Origin of the sequence: Streptomyces sp. NPDC001933 (genome assembly GCF_042890955.1) — a bacterium.
Lineage (GTDB): Bacteria > Actinomycetota > Actinomycetes > Streptomycetales > Streptomycetaceae > Streptomyces.
In genome coordinates this window covers 86,114-104,224 of record NZ_JBIASS010000011.1, presented here as the reverse complement: position 1 = coordinate 104,224, position 18,111 = coordinate 86,114, and the positions used below count along the sequence as shown (strand labels likewise).

General features: G+C 69.8%; 18 protein-coding genes. 17 read left to right on the top strand and 1 reads right to left on the bottom strand.

The genetic code is table 11. The features are described 5' to 3' along the window. Window positions 1-40: 40 nt before the first annotated feature. The 15 genes from ACFYY7_RS25710 to ACFYY7_RS25640 all read left to right on the top strand — a co-directional run bounded on the left by ACFYY7_RS25710 (window position 41) and on the right by ACFYY7_RS25640 (window position 14,873). Complete coding sequence (locus ACFYY7_RS25710; protein ID WP_388664892.1) at window positions 41-1,000, top strand: hypothetical protein; 960 nt, start codon at window positions 41-43, stop codon at window positions 998-1,000. A gap of 569 nt (window positions 1,001-1,569) precedes the next feature. Next, window positions 1,570-2,565 (top strand): ABC transporter ATP-binding protein, encoded by a 996-nt coding sequence (locus ACFYY7_RS25705; protein ID WP_388664890.1) that lies wholly within the window; start codon window positions 1,570-1,572, stop codon window positions 2,563-2,565. Further along, window positions 2,562-3,422, top strand: a complete 861-nt coding sequence (locus tag ACFYY7_RS25700) for an MlaE family ABC transporter permease (RefSeq protein ID WP_388664888.1) — start codon at window positions 2,562-2,564, stop codon at window positions 3,420-3,422. Before ACFYY7_RS25705 ends, ACFYY7_RS25700 begins: the two co-directional genes overlap by 4 nt. A gap of 3 nt (window positions 3,423-3,425) precedes the next feature. Then, window positions 3,426-4,229 carry an ABC transporter permease gene (locus ACFYY7_RS25695; protein ID WP_266728076.1) on the top strand — a complete coding sequence of 268 codons (804 nt, stop codon included), beginning with the start codon at window positions 3,426-3,428 and terminating at the stop codon, window positions 4,227-4,229. Further along, window positions 4,229-5,542 (top strand): MCE family protein, encoded by a 1,314-nt coding sequence (locus ACFYY7_RS25690; RefSeq protein ID WP_388664886.1) that lies wholly within the window; start codon window positions 4,229-4,231, stop codon window positions 5,540-5,542. The genes ACFYY7_RS25695 and ACFYY7_RS25690 overlap by 1 nt, the downstream gene beginning before the upstream one ends. Continuing rightward, the gene (locus tag ACFYY7_RS25685) at window positions 5,539-6,570 is read left to right on the top strand and encodes an MCE family protein (protein WP_388664884.1); all 1,032 of its coding nucleotides are present in this window, start codon (window positions 5,539-5,541) and stop codon (window positions 6,568-6,570) included. Before ACFYY7_RS25690 ends, ACFYY7_RS25685 begins: the two co-directional genes overlap by 4 nt. Further along, window positions 6,567-7,586, top strand: a complete 1,020-nt coding sequence (locus ACFYY7_RS25680; RefSeq protein ID WP_388664882.1) for an MCE family protein — start codon at window positions 6,567-6,569, stop codon at window positions 7,584-7,586. The genes ACFYY7_RS25685 and ACFYY7_RS25680 overlap by 4 nt, the downstream gene beginning before the upstream one ends. A gap of 1 nt (window position 7,587) precedes the next feature. Then, window positions 7,588-8,697 carry an MCE family protein gene (locus tag ACFYY7_RS25675; RefSeq protein ID WP_388664880.1) on the top strand — a complete coding sequence of 370 codons (1,110 nt, stop codon included), beginning with the start codon at window positions 7,588-7,590 and terminating at the stop codon, window positions 8,695-8,697. Next, window positions 8,694-9,845 (top strand): MCE family protein, encoded by a 1,152-nt coding sequence (locus ACFYY7_RS25670; RefSeq protein WP_388664878.1) that lies wholly within the window; start codon window positions 8,694-8,696, stop codon window positions 9,843-9,845. Before ACFYY7_RS25675 ends, ACFYY7_RS25670 begins: the two co-directional genes overlap by 4 nt. Further along, a complete protein-coding gene (locus ACFYY7_RS25665) occupies window positions 9,842-11,101 on the top strand; it encodes an MCE family protein (RefSeq protein ID WP_388664876.1) in 1,260 nt (419 codons plus the stop codon). The genes ACFYY7_RS25670 and ACFYY7_RS25665 overlap by 4 nt, the downstream gene beginning before the upstream one ends. Continuing rightward, a complete protein-coding gene (locus ACFYY7_RS25660; protein ID WP_388664874.1) occupies window positions 11,098-11,619 on the top strand; it encodes a hypothetical protein in 522 nt (173 codons plus the stop codon). Before ACFYY7_RS25665 ends, ACFYY7_RS25660 begins: the two co-directional genes overlap by 4 nt. Further along, entirely contained in the window at window positions 11,616-12,245 is a 630-nt protein-coding gene (locus ACFYY7_RS25655) for a hypothetical protein (protein ID WP_388664872.1), read from the top strand. Before ACFYY7_RS25660 ends, ACFYY7_RS25655 begins: the two co-directional genes overlap by 4 nt. An 88-nt stretch (window positions 12,246-12,333) precedes the next feature. Further along, window positions 12,334-12,831: a nuclear transport factor 2 family protein gene (locus tag ACFYY7_RS25650; RefSeq protein ID WP_388665224.1), complete on the top strand. Its 498-nt coding sequence runs from the start codon at window positions 12,334-12,336 to the stop codon at window positions 12,829-12,831. 66 nt (window positions 12,832-12,897) lie between these two features. Next, the gene (locus tag ACFYY7_RS25645) at window positions 12,898-13,653 is read left to right on the top strand and encodes a hypothetical protein (protein WP_388664870.1); all 756 of its coding nucleotides are present in this window, start codon (window positions 12,898-12,900) and stop codon (window positions 13,651-13,653) included. Between the two features lie 23 nt (window positions 13,654-13,676). After that, window positions 13,677-14,873, top strand: a complete 1,197-nt coding sequence (locus tag ACFYY7_RS25640; protein ID WP_388664868.1) for a lytic murein transglycosylase — start codon at window positions 13,677-13,679, stop codon at window positions 14,871-14,873. On the opposite strand, the gene ACFYY7_RS25635 is transcribed toward ACFYY7_RS25640, so the two are convergent. After that, the gene (locus ACFYY7_RS25635) at window positions 14,856-15,923 is read right to left on the bottom strand and encodes an ATP-dependent DNA ligase (RefSeq protein ID WP_388664866.1); all 1,068 of its coding nucleotides are present in this window, start codon (window positions 15,921-15,923) and stop codon (window positions 14,856-14,858) included. The genes ACFYY7_RS25640 and ACFYY7_RS25635 overlap by 18 nt on opposite strands. 97 nt (window positions 15,924-16,020) lie before the next feature. Between ACFYY7_RS25635 and ligD the strand changes: the two genes are divergently transcribed. Further along, window positions 16,021-17,031: a non-homologous end-joining DNA ligase gene (ligD, locus tag ACFYY7_RS25630; protein ID WP_388665222.1), complete on the top strand. Its 1,011-nt coding sequence runs from the start codon at window positions 16,021-16,023 to the stop codon at window positions 17,029-17,031. Next, the gene (locus ACFYY7_RS25625; protein WP_388664864.1) at window positions 17,028-18,107 is read left to right on the top strand and encodes an ABC transporter permease; all 1,080 of its coding nucleotides are present in this window, start codon (window positions 17,028-17,030) and stop codon (window positions 18,105-18,107) included. The genes ligD and ACFYY7_RS25625 overlap by 4 nt, the downstream gene beginning before the upstream one ends. Window positions 18,108-18,111: the final 4 nt, after the last annotated feature.

Genomic DNA, 18,111 nt, shown 5'->3' with positions numbered 1-18,111 from the left:
AAGCGCTGACTCCCGGATCCCCAGAAAGGCTGGACCAATCATGCGAGCTGCCCCGAAAACTGTCAGACCCGCCCTCCTCGGCGCGCTGGTGGCGGTCGCCGTCGGCATTCCGCTGAGCACCTCGCCGGTGAGCGCCGCCTCCGCCCAGGAGATGAACGGCAACTGGGCGCCCTTCACCCGGTGTCCGGTCGACGACCCGGCCATGCTGGCCGCGGACGGCCAGACGAACATCGCGATCTGCGTGGCCTCGCACTCCGAGAGCGGCTCCATCAAGCTCGGCAACACCCTGGCGACGACCGGTGCCAACGACCTCCAGTTCGGCGTCGTACGGAACACGGCGACGGGCGAGTCCAAGGTCGTGCCGCCCGCGGGCGGGGCGATCGTGGGAGCGCCGACGGAGATTCCCGGCGGTCTGCTCGGCCTCATGTGCCCGAGCGGGATTCCGGTGGTCACCGACATCTGCAAGCAGTTGACGGACAACAGTCTCAACCGGGTCGTCGCCACGGTGCAGTCGGCCGGCACGCCCAGGAATTTCGACGTGGCCGCAGGAATGCAGAGCGGGAAGACGATCGTCGACATCCCGGTCCGCATCCATCTGGAGAACCCCTTCCTGGGTTCGAAGTGCTTCATCGGGACCACCTCCGACCCGATCGTGCTGCGCCCGCAGAACCTCACCCGGCCGGCCGTGGGCAGCAAGCGCTTCGATGCCAACGGCACGGCGAACACCGGCGGTCTGCTCAACCGCATCGAGCTGACCGGAAACGCTCAGGGCGACGCGGGCTTCGCCGTCCCCGGGGTGAGCGGCTGCGGACCCCTGACCCTCGGTGAGCTGAACTGGGCGGTCAACCTGAAGACGGCGCTGCCGTCGGCGGCCGGAAACAACAACCTGGTGCTCAACAACGCAGCCACGTACACCGGGGGCCTGGCATTGCCCGGTGCGGCGGCTCCCAATGCCGGCCGGCTGCTTTCGGAGAGCTGGCACGCGGGAGTGGCGCGGTAGGTACCTCTCCGGTACCTCATTTCGCGGAGTACGGAGATCAGCGATGCCGCCCGCCCCGCCCGGCGCATTCTTCCGGGCGCGGCGGGCGTTTGCATACCGGTGTGCCGAAGGACTCACTTATCGACAAGTGGGCGATGCGCAATACTCACTCGCTCACAAAAACAAAAAGGCCGTCGAATGGTGTGCAAAAAGTTTACGAACCGGTATTGCGGTGGCTGGTTACCGGGCCGTAGCGTCCCGTTGAGCAGCGGGGAAACGTATCCGCTGCTGCCTGTTCGGTACCTCTGGAGCCCCAGCGGCTCCGGTTCGCCGGCCGCGGGGCCCCGGTTCGTGGGCCGGAAACCTTGCGCAGATTTCGACAAAGCCCGCATCCGGCTTTGTCACTCGGTGACAAATGATCCACACCGAGAGCCCGGTTCGTCGATTTCCGCTGTTCAACGGCTTGTCCTGGCGGTTTCGGCGGACATAGCGTGCGCCTCCTGGTGCATGTGTGACGAGCCGCCAACGCATTTCTCAGAGCCGGAGCGCTGACAGATGACTTCGTTCACAACAACTTCGAAGGAGGGCCGATGGGAATCGAAGTAGTCGTCGAGGGCCTCACGAAGTCCTTCGGCAAGCAGAACATCTGGCAGGACGTCACCCTCACACTGCCCGCCGGTGAAGTGAGCGTGATGCTCGGGCCTTCCGGCACCGGAAAGACCGTCTTCCTGAAATCCATCATCGGTCTGCTGAAGCCGGAGCAGGGACGCGTCCTCATCAACGGCGTCGACATGGTGAACAGCCCGGAACGCGAGATCATGGAGACCCGGAAACTCTTCGGGCTCATGTTCCAGGACGGCGCCCTCTTCGGATCGATGTCGCTCTTCGACAACATCGCCTTCCCCTTGCGTGAACACACCCGCAAGAAGGAATCGGAGATCCGCCGGATCGTCATGGAGCGGATCGACATCGTCGGTCTGCTCGGCGCCGAGGACAAGCTGCCGGGCGAGATCTCCGGCGGAATGCGCAAGAGGGCCGGCCTGGCCCGCGCCCTCGTCCTGGACCCGCAGATCATCCTCTGCGACGAACCGGACTCCGGGCTAGACCCGGTCCGCACCGCGTACATCTCCCAGCTGCTCATCGATCTCAACGCACAGATCGACGCGACGATGCTGATCGTCACCCACAACCTCGACATCGCGGCCACCGTCCCGGACAACATGGGCATGCTCTTCCGCCGTAACCTCGTCACCTTCGGACCGCGCGAGGTGCTGCTCACCAGCGACATGCCGGTCGTCTCCCAGTTCCTCGCGGGACGCCGCGAAGGACCCATCGGGATGGCGGAGGAGAAGGACGCCGCGACCCTCGCCGAGGAGGAGATGAACGGCTACGGGGTCGGCATCAGCTCCGCCAACGCCCCCCGCACCGTCGTACCCCAGCTGGAGCCCTCGCCCGGCATGCCCGTCCGGCAGGCCGCGCTGCGCCGCCGGGAACGGGTCCTGTCGATGATGGGCCAGCTGCCCGAGGCCGCCCGCACGGCCATCATGAAGAGCTACACCCCGGCCGTGGGCGGTGAACGCCTGTGACGGCCCCGATGCCGGTGCGGCCCCCCGAGCCGCCCTCGGCCGAGGCGGTCGGCGCGACGCCGTCCCAGCGGCCGGAGCAGAAGGCCCCGAACCGGCTGCTCTCCCCGCTGCGCGAGACCGGGAAGCTGTTCTCGCTCGCCGCGACCGTGAGCCGGGAGGTCTTCCGACGGCCCTTCCAGGTGCGGGAGTTCATCGAGCAGTTCTGGTTCGTCGCCAGCGTCACCATCCTGCCCGCCGCACTCGTATCGATCCCGTTCGGCGCGGTCATCGCCCTCCAGGTCGGCTCGCTGACCCAGCAGCTCGGTGCCCAGTCGTTCACCGGCGGCGCCAGCGTCCTCGCCGTCATCCAGCAGGCCAGCCCCATCATCGTGGCCCTGCTGATCTCCGGCGCCGCGGGCTCCGCCATCTGCGCGGACCTAGGATCGCGGAAGATCCGCGAGGAACTCGACGCGATGGAGGTCATGGGCGTCTCGCCCATCCAGCGCCTCGTCGTCCCCCGCGTCCTCGCCACCATGCTGGTCGCCGTACTGCTGAACGGGCTCGTCTCCGTGGTCGGCACGCTCGGCGGCTACTTCTTCAACGTGATCCTCCAGCACGGCACCCCCGGCGCCTACCTGGCCAGCTTCTCCGCCCTCGCCCAGCTCCCCGACCTCTACATCAGCGAGGTCAAGGCGCTGATCTTCGGCTTCATCGCGGGCATCGTCGCCGCCTACCGGGGACTCAACCCGCGCGGCGGCCCCAAGGGTGTCGGTGACGCGGTGAACCAGTCCGTCGTCATCACCTTCATGCTGCTGTTCTTCGTGAACACGGTCCTCACGGCGATCTACCTCCAGATCGTCCCCGCGAAGGGGAGCTGACCGATGTCGATGCTCAGCTGGCTCGACCGATCCGGTGAACAACTCACCTTCTACGTACGTGCGTTGATCTGGGTTCCGCGGACCCTTCGCCGCTATCTGCGCGAGGTCCAGCGGCTGCTGGCCGAAGTGGCCTTCGGCAGCGGCGGCCTCGGTGTCATCGGCGGCACCATCGGCGTGATGGTCGCGATGACGCTCTTCACCGGCACCGTCGTCGGTCTCCAGGGGTACGCGGCCCTCAACCAGATCGGCACCTCAGCCTTCACGGGCTTCATCTCCGCCTACTTCAACACCCGCGAGATCGCCCCGCTCGTCGCCGGACTCGCACTCTCCGCGACCGTCGGCGCGGGTTTCACCGCCCAGCTCGGCGCGATGCGGATCAACGAGGAGGTCGACGCCCTGGAGGCGATGGGGGTCCGGTCCATGCCGTACCTCGTCTCCACCCGGATCATCGCCGGGGTCGTCGCGATCATCCCGCTGTACGCGATCGGGCTGCTCTCCTCGTACCTGGCGTCCCGGTACATCACGGTCCTGTTCAACGGCCAGTCCGAGGGCACGTACGACCACTACTTCAATCTCTTCCTCTCCCCGGACGACGTGCTGCTGTCGGTGCTCAAGGTGCTGATCTTCAGCGTGATGGTGATCCTCGCCCACTGCTACTACGGCTTCCACGCCACCGGCGGGCCGGCCGGAGTGGGCGTCGCGGTCGGGCGCTCGGTGCGCAACGCCATCGTGCTCATCAGCGTCACCGACTTCTTCCTCTCCCTCGCGATCTGGGGCGCGACCACGACGGTGAAGGTGGCCGGCTGATGAACTCCCACCGGACGCAGACCGTCCGCCGCAGACTCGCCGGAGTCACCTTCCTCCTCGTACCCGCCGTACTCGTCTGGGTCTCGGTCTCGGTGTACCGGAAGGACTTCACCGACGACGCCACCGTGACCGTACGCACCTCCAGCGTGGGCAACGAGATGCACGACAACGCCGATGTGAAGCTGCGCGGCGTCGTCGTCGGCCAGGTCCGCGGCATCGCCGCGGACGGGAAGGGGGCCCGGCTCACCCTGGCCATCGACCCCGACAAGCTCGACCGGATCCCGGCCGACGTGACAGCCCAGATGCTTCCCACCACGCTCTTCGGGGAACGGTTCGTCGCCCTCGTACCGCCCGAACTGCCCTCCACGCAGCCGCTGCGGGCCGGCTCCGTCATCCCGCAGGACCGCTCCAGCAACGCCATCGAGCTGGAAGAGGTCCTCGACAACGTCCTGCCGCTGCTCACCGCGGTCAAGCCGGAGAAGCTCGCCGCCACCCTGGGCGCGGTCTCCCAGGCCCTCCAGGGGCGCGGCGAGAAGCTCGGCGACACCCTCGCCACGCTCGACGCCCACCTGGCGAAGTTCAACCCCCAGCTGCCCACGCTCAACGCCGACATCAAGGAACTCGTCAAGGTGAGCAAGGTGTACGGGGACGCCGCCCCCGACATCCTCGACGCACTCACCGACTTCACCACCACCAGCGGCACCATCGCCGAACAGCAGGCGCAACTCGCCGGGCTGTACGGGTCCACGACCGCCTCCGCCCAGGACCTCACCTCGTTCCTGCGGGAGAACAGGGACAACCTGATCCGGCTCTCCGCCGAGAGCAGGCCGACACTGGAACTGCTGGCGAAGTACTCCGCCGAATTCCCCTGCACCCTGCGGACCCTGGCCGGTTTCGTCCCGGCCATGGACAAGGCGCTCGGGAAGGGCACCGACCGGCCCGGACTCCACGTCACCGTCAAGTCCGTGAAGTCCAAGGGCAAGTACGTTCCCGGCAAGGACACCCCGGTCTACGACGCGACCGGCGGACCGCACTGCTACTCCGTGCCGTACGTGGGCAGATCCGTACCGACCGCGGACACCCGCGCGGCGGTGCCGGTCACCGCACCCGGCACCACACCCGCCGAAGAACCGGCCGGCACCGCGCCGTCGGACCCCGAGTCCGGTCTCGGCATGCCCAATTCCCCGCAGGAGAGCCAACTCGTCAACGAGCTGGTCGCTCCCTCACTGAAGGTCCAGCCGCAGACCCTGCCCGACTGGAGCAGCGTGCTCATCGGTCCGGCCTTCCGCGGTGCGGAGGTGAAGCTCAAGTGAAGCGCCGCTCTCTCGCCGCTCCGCTCACGAAATCCATCGTCTTCATCCTGGTGACCGTGCTGGCCACCAGCGTGCTGGCGCTGTCCATCGCCAATACGGGCGTCGGCGACACCACCACGTACAAGGCCAGGTTCACCGACGCCACCGGACTGGTCGTCGGCGACAGCGTGAGGATCGCCGGGGTGAAGGTCGGGCAGGTCGAGTCCATCCGGGTGGCCGACAAGAGGCTCGCCGAGGTCGGCTTCGCCGTCCGCAAGGGGCGCAAGCTCCCCGCGTCGGTGACCGCCTCGATCAAGTACCTCAACATGGTCGGCCAGCGCTACATCGACCTCGACCAGGGGGCCGGACCGGTCGGCCGGAGCTTCGCCGCCGGGGCGACCATCCCGGTCTCCCGCACCACCCCGGCGCTCGACCTCACCCAGCTCTTCAACGGCTTCCAGCCGCTCTTCGAAGGGCTCTCCCCGCCCGACGTCAACCAACTGGCCGGATCCATCGTCCAGGTGCTCCAGGGCGAGGGCGGCACCGTGGACAGCATCCTCTCGCACGTCGGCTCGCTGACCGGCACGGTCGCCGCCAAGGACAAGGTGATCGGCGAGGTGATCAAGAACCTCAACACGGTCCTGAAGACCGTCAACGACCGCGAGGCCGGATTCGACGACCTCGTCGTCACCCTGCAGAAGCTCGTCACCGGATTCGCCGGCGACCGCAAACCCCTCGGCAAGGCGGTCACCGCCATGGGTGCGCTCACCACCGTCACCGCGGACCTCCTGGAGGACGGCCGGGCACCGCTCAAGAGTGACATCAAGCAACTCGGGCGCCTCTCCGACCAGTTGGGCAAGGGAACCCCGCAGATCGAGAACTTCCTGCAGAAGACCCCGGCCAAGATGGCGGCGATCAGCAGGCTCACCTCGTACGGATCGTGGCTCAACCTCTACCTCTGCGAGGCCAAGGTCAGCGGAGTTACGACCGAGGACGGCAGCACCCCGCCCACCGGCATCGAGGTCAGGAAGCCGAGGTGCCAGTCATGAGGATCAAACCCGTACGGGAACGCAACCCCGTCGCCGTGGCCGTTGTGGGGCTGGTCGTGCTCGCCCTCATCGGCCTGGGCGCCTACCGCGTCGACTCGCTGCCCTTCATCGGCGGCGGCACCACCTACAGCGCCGACTTCACGGAGTCCGCCGGACTGAGCGAGGGCGACGAGGTGCGAGTCGCCGGAGTGAAGGTCGGCGAGGTCACCAGCGTCTCGCTGGACGGCCCCAAGGTGAAGGTCGGCTTCAAGGTCAAGGACGTCTGGATCGGCAACTCCTCCACCGTGGGCATCGCCATCAAGACCCTGCTCGGCGAGAAGTACCTCGCCGTCGACCCGCTGGGCGACGCCCCGCAGGACCCGGACGAGCGCATCGGGGCGAGCCGCACCACCTCCCCGTACGACGTCACCCAGGCGTTCAACGGACTCGGCGAGACCATCGGGGAGATCGACACCGCACAGCTCGCCAAGAGCTTCGAGACGATCTCCGCCACCTTCAAGGACTCCCCGCCGGACGTGAAGAGCGCGGCCGAAGGGCTCTCCGCCCTCTCGAAGACCGTCTCCGAACGGGACGCCCAGCTCGCCACCCTCCTCAAGGGCAGCAAGCAACTCACCAAGACCCTGGCCGACAAGAAGAGCAGCTTCGAAACCCTGCTGGAGGACGGCAACCTGCTCCTCGGCGAGATCCAGGCCCGCCGCGACTCCATCCACCTGCTGCTCACCGGCACCAAGAACCTGGGCACCCAGCTCACCGGCCTCGTCAAGGACAACAACAAACAGCTGAAGCCCACCCTGGACTCGCTCGGCCGGGTCACCGCCGTACTGGTGAAGAACCGCAAGAGCCTCGACAAGGTGCTCTCGCTGGCCGGCTCGTACAGCCGGCTCGTCGGCAACACCCTCGGCAGCGGCCGCTGGTTCGACAACTACGTCTGCGGAGTCGTCCCGAAGGAGTACGTGCCCGCGGGCACCCCCGCCGGGGCCGAGTGCAAGCCACCCAAGCAGCAAGGCGGCCGCTGACATGAGAATGAAGCGCATCGTCGGCATCGGCGCCGGACTCGCCGTGGTGGCCGTCGCGGCCACCACCGGCGTGATGGCCATGGACGACGAGGGAACGACCACCGTCACCGCCTACTTCGACCAGGCCACCGGCGTCTACGCCGGATCGGACCTGCGGATCCTCGGCGTCAGGGTCGGCCGGGTCGAATCGGTCACGCCCCGGGGCAAGGAGGTCGAGGTGACCCTCCGCGTCGACAAGGGCGTCAAGGTGCCCAAGGAGGCGCACGCCGTGGTCGTCGCCCCCAGCCTCGTCGCCGACCGCTACATCCAGCTCGCCCCCGCCTACGACGGCGGACCGGAGCTCGCGGAGGGCGCCGTACTGCCGGCTGCGAACAACGCCACACCCGTCGAGGTGGACCAGCTGTACGACTCCATCACGGAGCTCTCCAAGGCACTGGGCCCGGAAGGAGCCAACGCCGACGGCGCGCTCTCCGGACTCCTGGACACCGGCGCCAAGAACCTCGACGGCAACGGAAAGGCCATCGGGGACTCCATCGAGCAGTTCGGCAAGGCCACCAAGACCCTCGACAGCAGCAGCGGGAACCTCTTCGACACGCTGTCCTACCTCCAGACCTTCACCACCATGCTGAAGGACAACGACGGCAATGTGCGGGCCGCCGAACAGCAGCTCAACTCGGTCACCGGCTTCCTCGCCGACGACAAGGAGAACCTCGGCGCCGCACTGAAGGAACTCGGCACCGCACTCGCCCAGGTCAAGGGCTTCATCCAGAAGAACCGCGGCGCCCTGAAGGCGAACGTGGACGCCCTGGTGCCGCTCACCCAGACCCTGGTCGACCAGCGGGCCTCGCTCGCCGAGTCGATGGACACGCTGCCGCTCGCCGCGGGCAACGTCGTCAACGCCTACGACCCGGTCAACCGCACCCTCAACGGCCGCACCAACCTCAACGAGCTCTCCATGGGACCGCTCACCGGGGCGAACGGACTCGCCGGCCTCACCCCGGTGGACGGCGCACGCCGCAAGGCGCTGCCCACCCTGCCGCTCCCGGCCGTCGGCACCGTCTACGGCACCCCGGAGAAGACCGCCACGGAGAAGAAGGGGGCGAACCGATGAGCCGCACGCTGCGCAGACCCGGACCCCGCACGACCGGCATCGCCGCGGTGCTGGCCGTGGGCGTCGGCCTGGCCCTCGTCGTCACCGTCTCCGGCCTGCCGTCATTCACCGGGATCGACCAGGTGCCGCTGCCCGGCGGCGCCGACCTCGGCGACCACCCGTACGAGATCACCGCGGAATTCGCCGACGTACTCAGCCTCGCCCCGCAGGCATCGGTCAAGGTCAACGATGTCGCCGTCGGCCGGGTCACCAAGGTCTCCCTGGGCTCCGGCAGCTGGAACGCCAAGGTCACCATGCGCGTCAACGGCAAGGTCGAACTGCCCGCCAACGCCTACGCCCACCTGGAACAGTCCAGCCTCCTCGGCGAGAAGTACATCCAGCTCGCCGCCCCGGCACGCGGCACCGCGCAGGGCAGACTCGCCGACGGAGACCGCATCCCGCTGACCCGGACCAACCGGAACCCCGAGGTCGAAGAGGTCTTCGGCGCCCTGTCGATGCTGCTCAACGGCGGTGGCGTCAACCAGCTCAAGACCATCACCACCGAGCTCAACAAGGCGCTCGCCGGGCGCGAACCCCAGATGCGCTCCATGCTCGGCCGGGTCAACACCCTCGTGACCAACCTGGACGGCCACAAGAAGGACATCACCGACGCCCTCGACGGGGTGAACCGGCTCTCCGCCACCCTCGCCACCCGCAAACAGGACGTCGGCACGGTCCTCACCGGGCTCAGCCCCGGCCTGAAGGTCCTGGAGAAGCAGCGCGGCTCGCTCCTCACCATGCTGCGTTCGCTCGACACCCTCTCCACCGTGGCCGTCGACACGGTCAACAAGAGCAAGGCCGACATGATCGCCGACCTCAAGGCCCTCGCCCCCAGCCTCAAGGCGCTCGCCGACTCCGGACGCGACCTGCCCGACTCCCTCCAGGTGCTGCTCACCTACCCCTTCACGGACGAGGTGCTGCGCGGGGTGAAGGGCGACTACCTCAACGTCTACCTGGATGTGACGGCCATGCCCGGCACACAGATCGTCCCGCCGATCGTCCCGGCGGTCCCGCCGCGGACCGGGACCGGTACCGGCGGAACCAGCCGGGCACTGCCGTTGCCCCTCCCCGCGGTCCCGACGGCGGGCACGAACGGGAGCAGCCGATGATCACCCTCGCCATCCGGCTCAAGAACATCTCCTTCCTGATCATCGCGGTGCTCGTGCTCGGCTTCCTCGGAGTGCGCTACGCCGACCTCGGCCACTACATCGGGCTGCGCAGCTACTACACCGTCACGGTCCAACTCCCGCGCACCGGAGGGCTGTACACCCACTCCAACGTCACCTACCGCGGTGTCTCGGTGGGCCGGGTCGGGCCGATCGAGCTCACCGACGACGGGGTCGAGGCCGAACTGCGCATCGAGAAGGACGCCCCGAAGATCCCGGACGGCCTCAAGGCCGTCGTCGCCAGCCTCTCCTCGGTCGGCGAGCAGTACGTCGACCTGCGGCCCACCCGCACCGAGGGCCCGTATCTGGCGAACGGCTCCGTCATCGACCAGGCCGACACCACCGTCCCCGCGCCCGTCACCGATGTCCTCACCAGCGTCAACGACCTGGCGGGCTCGGTCGACCTGGAGTCCCTGCGCACGGTCGTCGACGAGTTCGGCACCGCGTTCGAGGGGCGCGGCGACGACCTCCAGGTGCTGCTGGACACCGGGAGCGAGTTCGTTCAGGCGGCCGACGACGCACTGCCCGTCAACACCCGGCTGATGGCCGACGGCCGGACCGTGCTGCGCACCCAGGCCGAACAGGGCGAAGCGCTCAAGGGCTTCGCCTCCGGGGCCGAGGAACTGGCCGCCCAGCTCAAGAGCTCCGACACCGATCTGCGCAAGCTGATCGCGGTCGCTCCCGACGCGACCGGACAGATCAGCGGACTGCTGAGGGACCTCGACCCGAGCTTCGGTGTCGTCGTCGCCAACCTCCTCACCACCTCCGAGGTCGCCGTCACCCGGCAGCGCGGCATCGAGGAACTCCTGGTGAAACTGCCCGCGGTGGCGGCCGCGGGGGCCAGCGCGATCGACGAGAACGGCGCCCGGTTCGGCATGTCGGTCACCTTCTTCGAACCCCTGCCCTGCACCGCCGGATACGGCGGCACCGTCTACCGCAGTGGCCTGGACACCTCGGCCGGGCCGCCGGTCAACACCAAGGCCCGCTGCACCTCCTCGCCCGGCACCGGCATCAACGTCCGGGGCAGCGCCAACGCTCCGAAGGGCGGCGCCGTGCCCGAGCCCGCCGAGCCCGGCTCGATGCTGCTCGGCGGCGACGCGGACCGGCTCCCGGGCGCGCTCGGTGTCACCGGCCGCAGCCCGGCGTCCGGGGACGGCATGGCCGGACTGCTGGGCCTCGGACAGGAAGGCGGCCGATGACGTTCCGGACCAGGACCCTGACCGGCTGGGCGGTGCTGCTCGTCGCGGCGCTCGTCTGCGCCCTCGGCGGCTGGTCGTACGCGCGGGCGCGCGGCGACGACAGCCTGGCATACGCGAAGAGCCGCGATGCCGCGCTGGCCGACGGGAAGCACCACCTCGCCCGGCTGAACAGCCTCGACGCCAAGGACGCCAGGAGCGTGGACGCCGGCCTCGGCGCCTGGCTCGAAGCCTCGACCGGGCCGCTCCACGACCAGCTGGGACGGACCCGGAGCAAGGACGCGAAGGAACTGACCAAGTCCGGTGCCACCGCACGCGGGAAGGTCACCGACGCGGCGCTCACCGCGCTCGACGAGCGGACCGGGACGGCGGAGCTGATCGCGACCGTCGACGTCGAGGTCACCCCGCGCACCGGAAAGGGCGGCACCGAGCGCAAGCGCTTCGAGGCCACGCTGTCCCGGACCGCGGACGGCTGGAAGGTCAAGGCGCTCACGGCGATCCCGGTCGGGAGCGGCGCATGAAACAGCAGGGAGGGACGGCGGTCGTGAGCACGGACGTGGACGCGCGGGACGTCGAGGAACGCGAAGAGGCCGCGGAGGGACCCGACGCGGCCACCGACGAGGGGCAGCCCGAACCGCCCGCCCCGGTCCGGCGGTGGCCGCGCGTCGTGGCGGCGGTCCTGGCCGTCGCACTGCTCGCGGCGGGCGGCGTGCTCTTCGCCCAGGGCAGGGCGCTGCGCGACACCCCCGCCACCTCGAACCGCGCGCTTACCGACAGCGAGGCGACCACCCGGGTCGCGGGCGATGTCAGCAACGCACTGGGCAAGGTCTTCTCCTACAGCCCCCAGGCCACCGCCGTCACCAAGGAATCGGCGAAGCAGCTCCTGGCCGGCAAGGCGCTCCAGCAGTACGCCGCCCTGTTCGGCCAGGTCGAGAAGCAGGCCGCCGACCAGAAGCTGACCCTCACCACCCACGTCGTGCGGGCCGGAGTGACCCGGCTGACGGAGAACAGCGCCCACTTGCTGGTCTTCCTCGACCAGGTCTACGAGCGGGAGGGCAAGCCGGCCACCACGGCGGCCGCCCAGCTCTCCGTCACCGCCCAACTCCGGGACGGCCACTGGACCGTGGTCGAGATCACCTCCAGATAGCAGTGCCCACACACGCGCAACTCGGTACGGATCGGCCGGCAGGGGAGAGACAGCAATGGCACGGGTACGGATCACGAGGAACCCGCTGATGGCGGCGGCGGTCGTGCTGACCGTCGTGGCGGCCGGTGCGGCGGCCTGGGGCGGAGTCTCCCGCTACGAGGCCGCGCACGACGAGTCGGCGGCGTACGCGCAGGCGCGCGACGAGGCGCTGGCCGCGGGCGAGCAGGCCGTGCAGAACATGAACACGCTGGACCACCGGAGGCTGGCGAAGGGCCTCGACAGCTGGGAGGACTCCACCACCGGCGATCTGCACCAGCAACTCGTGGACGGGCGGGACGCGTTCGTGAAACAGATCCAGGAGGCGAAGACGGTCAGCACGGCCCGGATCCTGTCCGGGGCGGTGACCGAACTCGACGACCGGGCCGGGAAGGCCGGAGTGATGGTGGCGCTGCGGGTCACCGTGACCGCGCCGAAGGGCAAGCCCGCGGTGAAGGAGAGCCGGATGCTCGGCCGGCTCAGCCGTACCTCCGAGGGGTGGAAGCTCAGCGCCCTCGGCCAGGCACCCGTCGGCAACACGGCCGGCTGAGAGGCGGTCACCCGACCGCCTCCGAGGCCACCGACTCCCACCCCGCCACCGAGAGGACCACCGGACATGTCGACGACCCGTCACCTCGTCAACCGTCAGCGCCGCCTGGCCACCGTCGCCGCGGAGCGCGCCGCCGCGCCGGCGCGCGGAACCGCGACCCCTGACACCGCACTCGACGGAGCGGCGCCGGACCCGTCCGCGAAGGACACCGTCACCGACGACGAGGCCACGCAGGACGAGGGCGGGGACGACGCCGCTCCGGCAGCGGCCCCGGCGAAGAAGGAACCGAAGGGTGAGCGGCCGTCCCGTCTCCGGATCCGGCTGCCCGCCGTCCTCTGCGCCCTCACCGTGCTGCTCGGGGCCTTCGCCGCCTGGGCGTTCACCTCGGCCGGCAGCCTGCGCGACGACCCGTCCCGGCAGAACACCGCCCTCACCGACATCGGCCGCACCAGCGAGGTGAAGGGCCAGATCGCCGACGCCGTCGGCGCAGTCTTCTCGTACAACTACGCCTCGCCCGCCAACTCCGAGGACGCGGCCAGGACCCACCTGGTCGGCGAGGCGGTGCAGCAGCACAAGGACATGCTCGCCCAGGTCCGGGCCCAGGGGCAGAAGCAGAAGCTCGTGCTCACCACGACCGTCACCGACAGCGGTGTGGAGCTCCTGGACGGCGACCGGGCCCGGCTGCTGGTCTTCGCCGACCAGAGCAACACCCGTACCGGCAAGTCGGACGAGACGACCTACGCGGCGGCCATGTTCGCCGTGGACGCCGTTCGCCGCGGCGACACCTGGCGGATCTCGGCCATCGATACGTTCACCCGGTGACCCGGGGGGAGAGGGGAGCACGCATGAGGTTCAACGGCACGATGCGCCGCGGACTCGGCGGCACGGCGGCCGCGGTCGTCGCGATGGCCGCGCTCACCGCGTCCCAGGCACCGGGGATCGCCGCTCACGAAGCGCCGCCGAAGGAGCGCCCGGAGACCGAAGAGGTCAAGTGGTCGCACGTACCCAACGACGACTCGTACCACACCGAACTGCCGCCGCTGCAGTCGCCGAAGCCGCCGAAGGCCGGAAAGAAGCAGAGCCCGGCCGCCGCCCGGTCGTGGTCCGAGGCGGGCATCCCGGCCACGGTGCTCGCCGCCTACCGCAAGGCGGAGAGCGCACTCGGGCGGACCGACCCCGACTGCCGGCTGCCGTGGCAGTTACTCGCGGCGATCGGCAAGGTCGAGTCCGGCCAGGCGGGCGGGGGCCGGGTCGACGCCCACGGCACGACGCTCTCACCGATCCTCGGGCCGGTACTCAACGGCGCGGGCTTCGCCAACATCCCGGACACCGACGGCGGCGCGTACGACGGCGACCGGAACTACGACCGGGCGGTCGGCCCGATGCAGTTCATCCCCTCGACCTGGGCCCACTGGGGGCAGGACGGGAACGGTGACGGGCGCCGCGACCCGAACAACATCTACGACGCCGCACTCGCCGCCGGGCACTACCTCTGCGCCGGGCCGCGCGATCTGTCGGTGAAGGCCGATCTGGACCGGGCGATCCTCAGCTACAACCACTCGGACACCTATCTGCGCACCGTGCTGTCCTGGCTGGAGTTCTACCGCAAGGGCATCCACCCGGTGGCCGACGGCAAGGGCACCGTGCCCAGGAGCCCCGGCGCGGGCGGACCGAACAAGCCGAAGCACCCGGTCGGCGGCCCCGGCGCCCCGGACGGCGGCATCATCGTGGGCCCGCAGCCCGGCGGCTCGCACCAGCCCTCGCCGTCCACCACCCCGAAGCCCACCGGATCACCGACCGGATCCCCGGACCCCACCGACCCGGGCACCGGCTCACCCGATCCCACCGACAGCGGACCGGCCACCCCGGACCCCGGCACCAGCCCCGACCCCGGCACAACCGAGCCGGGCCCCGGCTGCCCCACCGAATCACCGTCACCGGACCCGAGCGGGACGGCCGGAACCACCGAGTCCCCGGACCCGGACCCGAGCACCACCGAGGACCCGTGCGCCACACCGTCGGGCTCAGCGTCCGCCGGCTGACAGCACTTGGGCCAGGTCGTACCGCACCACCTCCTCCAGCTGCGCGTAGGTGCAGCCGGCCGGGGTGCGGTCCGGCCGCCAGCGGCGGAACCGGGCGGTGTGCCGGAAGCGGTCGCCCTCCATGTGGTCGTACGCCACCTCGCAGACCCGCTCCGGGCGCAGCGCCACCCATGACCGGTCCTTCTTCCCGGACCAGCGGCTCTGCGTCCCGGGCAGCCGGGCCCGCTCGTGCGCCTCGGCATCGGCCCAGGCCGCCCAGGGGTGGCCGGCGAAATCGACGCGCAGCGGCTCCAGCTCCGCGACCAGCTCCTCGCGGCGCTTCATCGAGAAGGCCGCGCAGACTCCGACGTGCTGGAGCACGCCATCGGAGTCGTACAGGCCGAGCAGCAGCGAGCCGACGACCGGGCCGCTCTTGTGGAAGCGGTAGCCCGCCACCACGCAGTCCGCGGTCCGCTCGTGCTTGATCTTGTACATCACCCGGGTGTCCGGGCGGTAGGGCAGGTCGAGCGGCTTGGCCACCACACCGTCCAGACCCGCGCCCTCGTAGAGCTCGAACCACTCCTGGGCGAGGTCCGGGTCCGTGGTCGCCGGGGCGAGGTGAACGGGGGGCGACGCACCGGACAGCGCCGCCTCCAGCACGGCGCGGCGGTCGGACTGCCGGGTGGAGAGCAGCGAATCGTTCCCCACCGCCAGGATGTCGAAGGCGATCAGGCTGGCCGGGGTCTGCTCGGAGAGCAGCCGCACCCGCGAATCGGCGGGGTGGATGCGCTCGCTGAGCCGGTCGAAGTCGAGCCGCCCGTCGTGCACGATCACGATCTCGCCGTCGATCACACAGCGCGGCGGCAGATTGTCCCGGACGGCGGTGACCAGCTCGGGGAAGTAGCGGGTGAGCGGCTTCCCGGTGCGGCTGCCGATCACCACCTCCTCGCCGTCGCGGTGCACGATCGCCCGGAAGCCGTCCCACTTGGCCTCGTACTGCATGCCGGGCGGGATCCTGGACACGGACTTGGCGAGCATCGGCTTCACAGGAGGCATCACCGGCAGATCCATGGCCCGATTCTCACCCACCATCGGGCGCAAGTCTCCCGATATGCGGCATATGTGAGCCCGGCCTACCGTGACCGTCATGGGTGCAGCGGTGAAAGCAGTGGAGCTCGAAGCCGGCGGACGGGCGGTAAGGCTGTCCAGTCCGGACAAGGTCTACTTCCCGGAGAAGGGCTACACCAAGAAGGACGTGGCCGAGTACTTCCTGGCCGTGGGGCCCGGCATCACCCGCGCGCTGCGCGACCGGCCCACCACCCTCCAGCGCTTCGTGGACGGTGTCGAGGGCGAGTTCTTCTACCAGAAGCGGGCCCCGAAGAACCTCCCCGACTGGATCCCCACGGCCCGGATCGCCTTCCCGAGCGGCCGGCCCGCCGACGAGATCTGCCCCACCGAGCTCGCCGCCGTCATCTGGGCCGCCAACCTCGGCACCCTCACCTTCCACCCCTGGCCGGTCCGCAGCGCCGACACCGACCACCCCGACGAACTGCGCATCGACCTCGACCCGCAGCCCGGCACCGACTACGCCGACGCGGTGCGCGCCGCCCACGAACTGCGGTCCGTGCTCGACGGCCACGGGCTGCGCGGCTGGCCCAAGACCTCCGGCGGCCGGGGCATCCACGTCTTCGTCCCGATCGTCCCGGAGTGGACGTTCACCGAGGTCAGACGGGCCACCATCGCCGCCGGACGGGAACTGGAACGCCGCATGCCGGACCGGGTGACCACGGCCTGGTGGAAGGAGGAGCGCGGCGAGCGGATCTTCGTCGACTTCAACCAGACCGCCCGCGACCGCACGATCGCCTCCGCCTACTCCGTACGCCCGCGCCCGCACGCCCCGGTCTCCGCCCCATTGCGCTGGGAGGAGATCGACGACGCCGAACCGGACGACTTCGACATCAGGACCATGCCCAAGCGCTACGCCGACGTGGGCGATGTGCACGCGGACATGGACGAACACGCCTTCCGGCTCGACGCGCTGCTGGAGCTGGCGGACCGGGACGAGCGGGATCGCGGACTCGGCGACATGCCCTACCCGCCGGAGTACCCGAAGATGCCGGGCGAGCCGAAGCGGGTCCAGCCGAGCCGGGCCCGGCACGACCAGGACGCCGAGGGGTGAGCGCGCCCGACCTGGAGCCCGCCGCGCCGCACGGGGAACATGCCCGGCCCCCGGCCCGCGGTGACCGATGGTCGGAGTTCAAGGCGTCCCCGTATCTGCCCGCCGTCGTGCTTCTGCTCATCATCGCGGCCGCGGCCGGCCTCTTCGCGGGCTCCTACACGTACGCGATGGCCAACCCGACCCCGCGCAATATCCCGGCCGCTGTGGTCGGAGAGCTCGACGCCCCGCGCGACAAGGTCTTCCTCGACCGGCTGGAGGGCGCACTCGACACCTCGCTGGTGCTGCACGAGTACGCCACCGAAGCCGGAGCCCGCCTCGCGCTGGAGGAGCAGAAGGTCTTCGCCGTCCTGCGGTCCGAGAACGGCGGGGTCGGCCTGGACGTCGCGAGCGCTTCCGGAGCCTCGGTCGCCCAGTTGCTCGCCGAGTCCACGCTGAAGGTGGGGGAGGCGGCCCATGTGCCGGTGAAGGTCACGGACGTGAAGCCCCTGCAGCGGGGCGACCCGCGCGGCCTCGCTCTCTTCTACATCTCGCTCGCCGCGGTGATCGTCGGGTTCATCGGCGCCATCCAGCTGAGTGTGCACGCCAAGGCGCTGGAGCCGCTGGAGCGGGTCGGGTTCACCGTCGCCTACGCCCTGCTCGGCGGGTTCTCCATCGCCGCCGTGGTGGACTGGCTGCTCGGTTCCGTCGACCTGCCGTTCGTCCAGTCATGGCTGATCCTCGCCTTCACCATGTTCACCACGGGCATGGTCTTCACCATGTTCAACGCCCTGATGGGGCGCTGGGCGATGATCCCCACCTGGGGACTGATGGTGATGCTCGGAAACCCGTCCTCCGGTGGTGCGGTGTCCTGGCCGCTGCTGCCGTCGGTGCTCGGCTTCATCGGCCGCTGGCTCCCCCCGGGCGCCTCGGTCAACGCCCAGCACGCCGCCGTCTACTACCAGGGACACCAGCGGGTCTTCCCGTACCTGGTCCTCGCCGGCTGGGCGCTGGTCTCCTGCACGGTCTTCTGGGTGTTGCGCCACCGGCACCCCGGAGGCCGTGACCGCATGCCTCAGCATGCGGCCACGGCCACCTGATCCG

Excerpts from the sequence above, each read along its gene's own strand:
- ACFYY7_RS25655 (WP_388664872.1), top strand. The coding sequence starts at position 11,616 with ATGAAACAGCAGGGAGGGACGGCGGTCGTGAGCACGGACGTGGACGCG.
- ACFYY7_RS25710 (WP_388664892.1), top strand. The coding sequence starts at position 41 with ATGCGAGCTGCCCCGAAAACTGTCAGACCCGCCCTCCTCGGCGCGCTG.
- ACFYY7_RS25680 (WP_388664882.1), top strand. The coding sequence starts at position 6,567 with ATGAGGATCAAACCCGTACGGGAACGCAACCCCGTCGCCGTGGCCGTT.
- ACFYY7_RS25695 (WP_266728076.1), top strand. The coding sequence starts at position 3,426 with ATGTCGATGCTCAGCTGGCTCGACCGATCCGGTGAACAACTCACCTTC.
- ACFYY7_RS25675 (WP_388664880.1), top strand. The coding sequence starts at position 7,588 with ATGAGAATGAAGCGCATCGTCGGCATCGGCGCCGGACTCGCCGTGGTG.
- ACFYY7_RS25705 (WP_388664890.1), top strand. The coding sequence starts at position 1,570 with ATGGGAATCGAAGTAGTCGTCGAGGGCCTCACGAAGTCCTTCGGCAAG.
- ACFYY7_RS25645 (WP_388664870.1), top strand. The coding sequence starts at position 12,898 with ATGTCGACGACCCGTCACCTCGTCAACCGTCAGCGCCGCCTGGCCACC.
- ACFYY7_RS25670 (WP_388664878.1), top strand. The coding sequence starts at position 8,694 with ATGAGCCGCACGCTGCGCAGACCCGGACCCCGCACGACCGGCATCGCC.
- ACFYY7_RS25640 (WP_388664868.1), top strand. The coding sequence starts at position 13,677 with ATGAGGTTCAACGGCACGATGCGCCGCGGACTCGGCGGCACGGCGGCC.
- ACFYY7_RS25635 (WP_388664866.1), bottom strand. The coding sequence starts at position 15,923 with ATGGATCTGCCGGTGATGCCTCCTGTGAAGCCGATGCTCGCCAAGTCC.
- ACFYY7_RS25650 (WP_388665224.1), top strand. The coding sequence starts at position 12,334 with ATGGCGGCGGCGGTCGTGCTGACCGTCGTGGCGGCCGGTGCGGCGGCC.
- ACFYY7_RS25690 (WP_388664886.1), top strand. The coding sequence starts at position 4,229 with ATGAACTCCCACCGGACGCAGACCGTCCGCCGCAGACTCGCCGGAGTC.
- ACFYY7_RS25665 (WP_388664876.1), top strand. The coding sequence starts at position 9,842 with ATGATCACCCTCGCCATCCGGCTCAAGAACATCTCCTTCCTGATCATC.
- ACFYY7_RS25660 (WP_388664874.1), top strand. The coding sequence starts at position 11,098 with ATGACGTTCCGGACCAGGACCCTGACCGGCTGGGCGGTGCTGCTCGTC.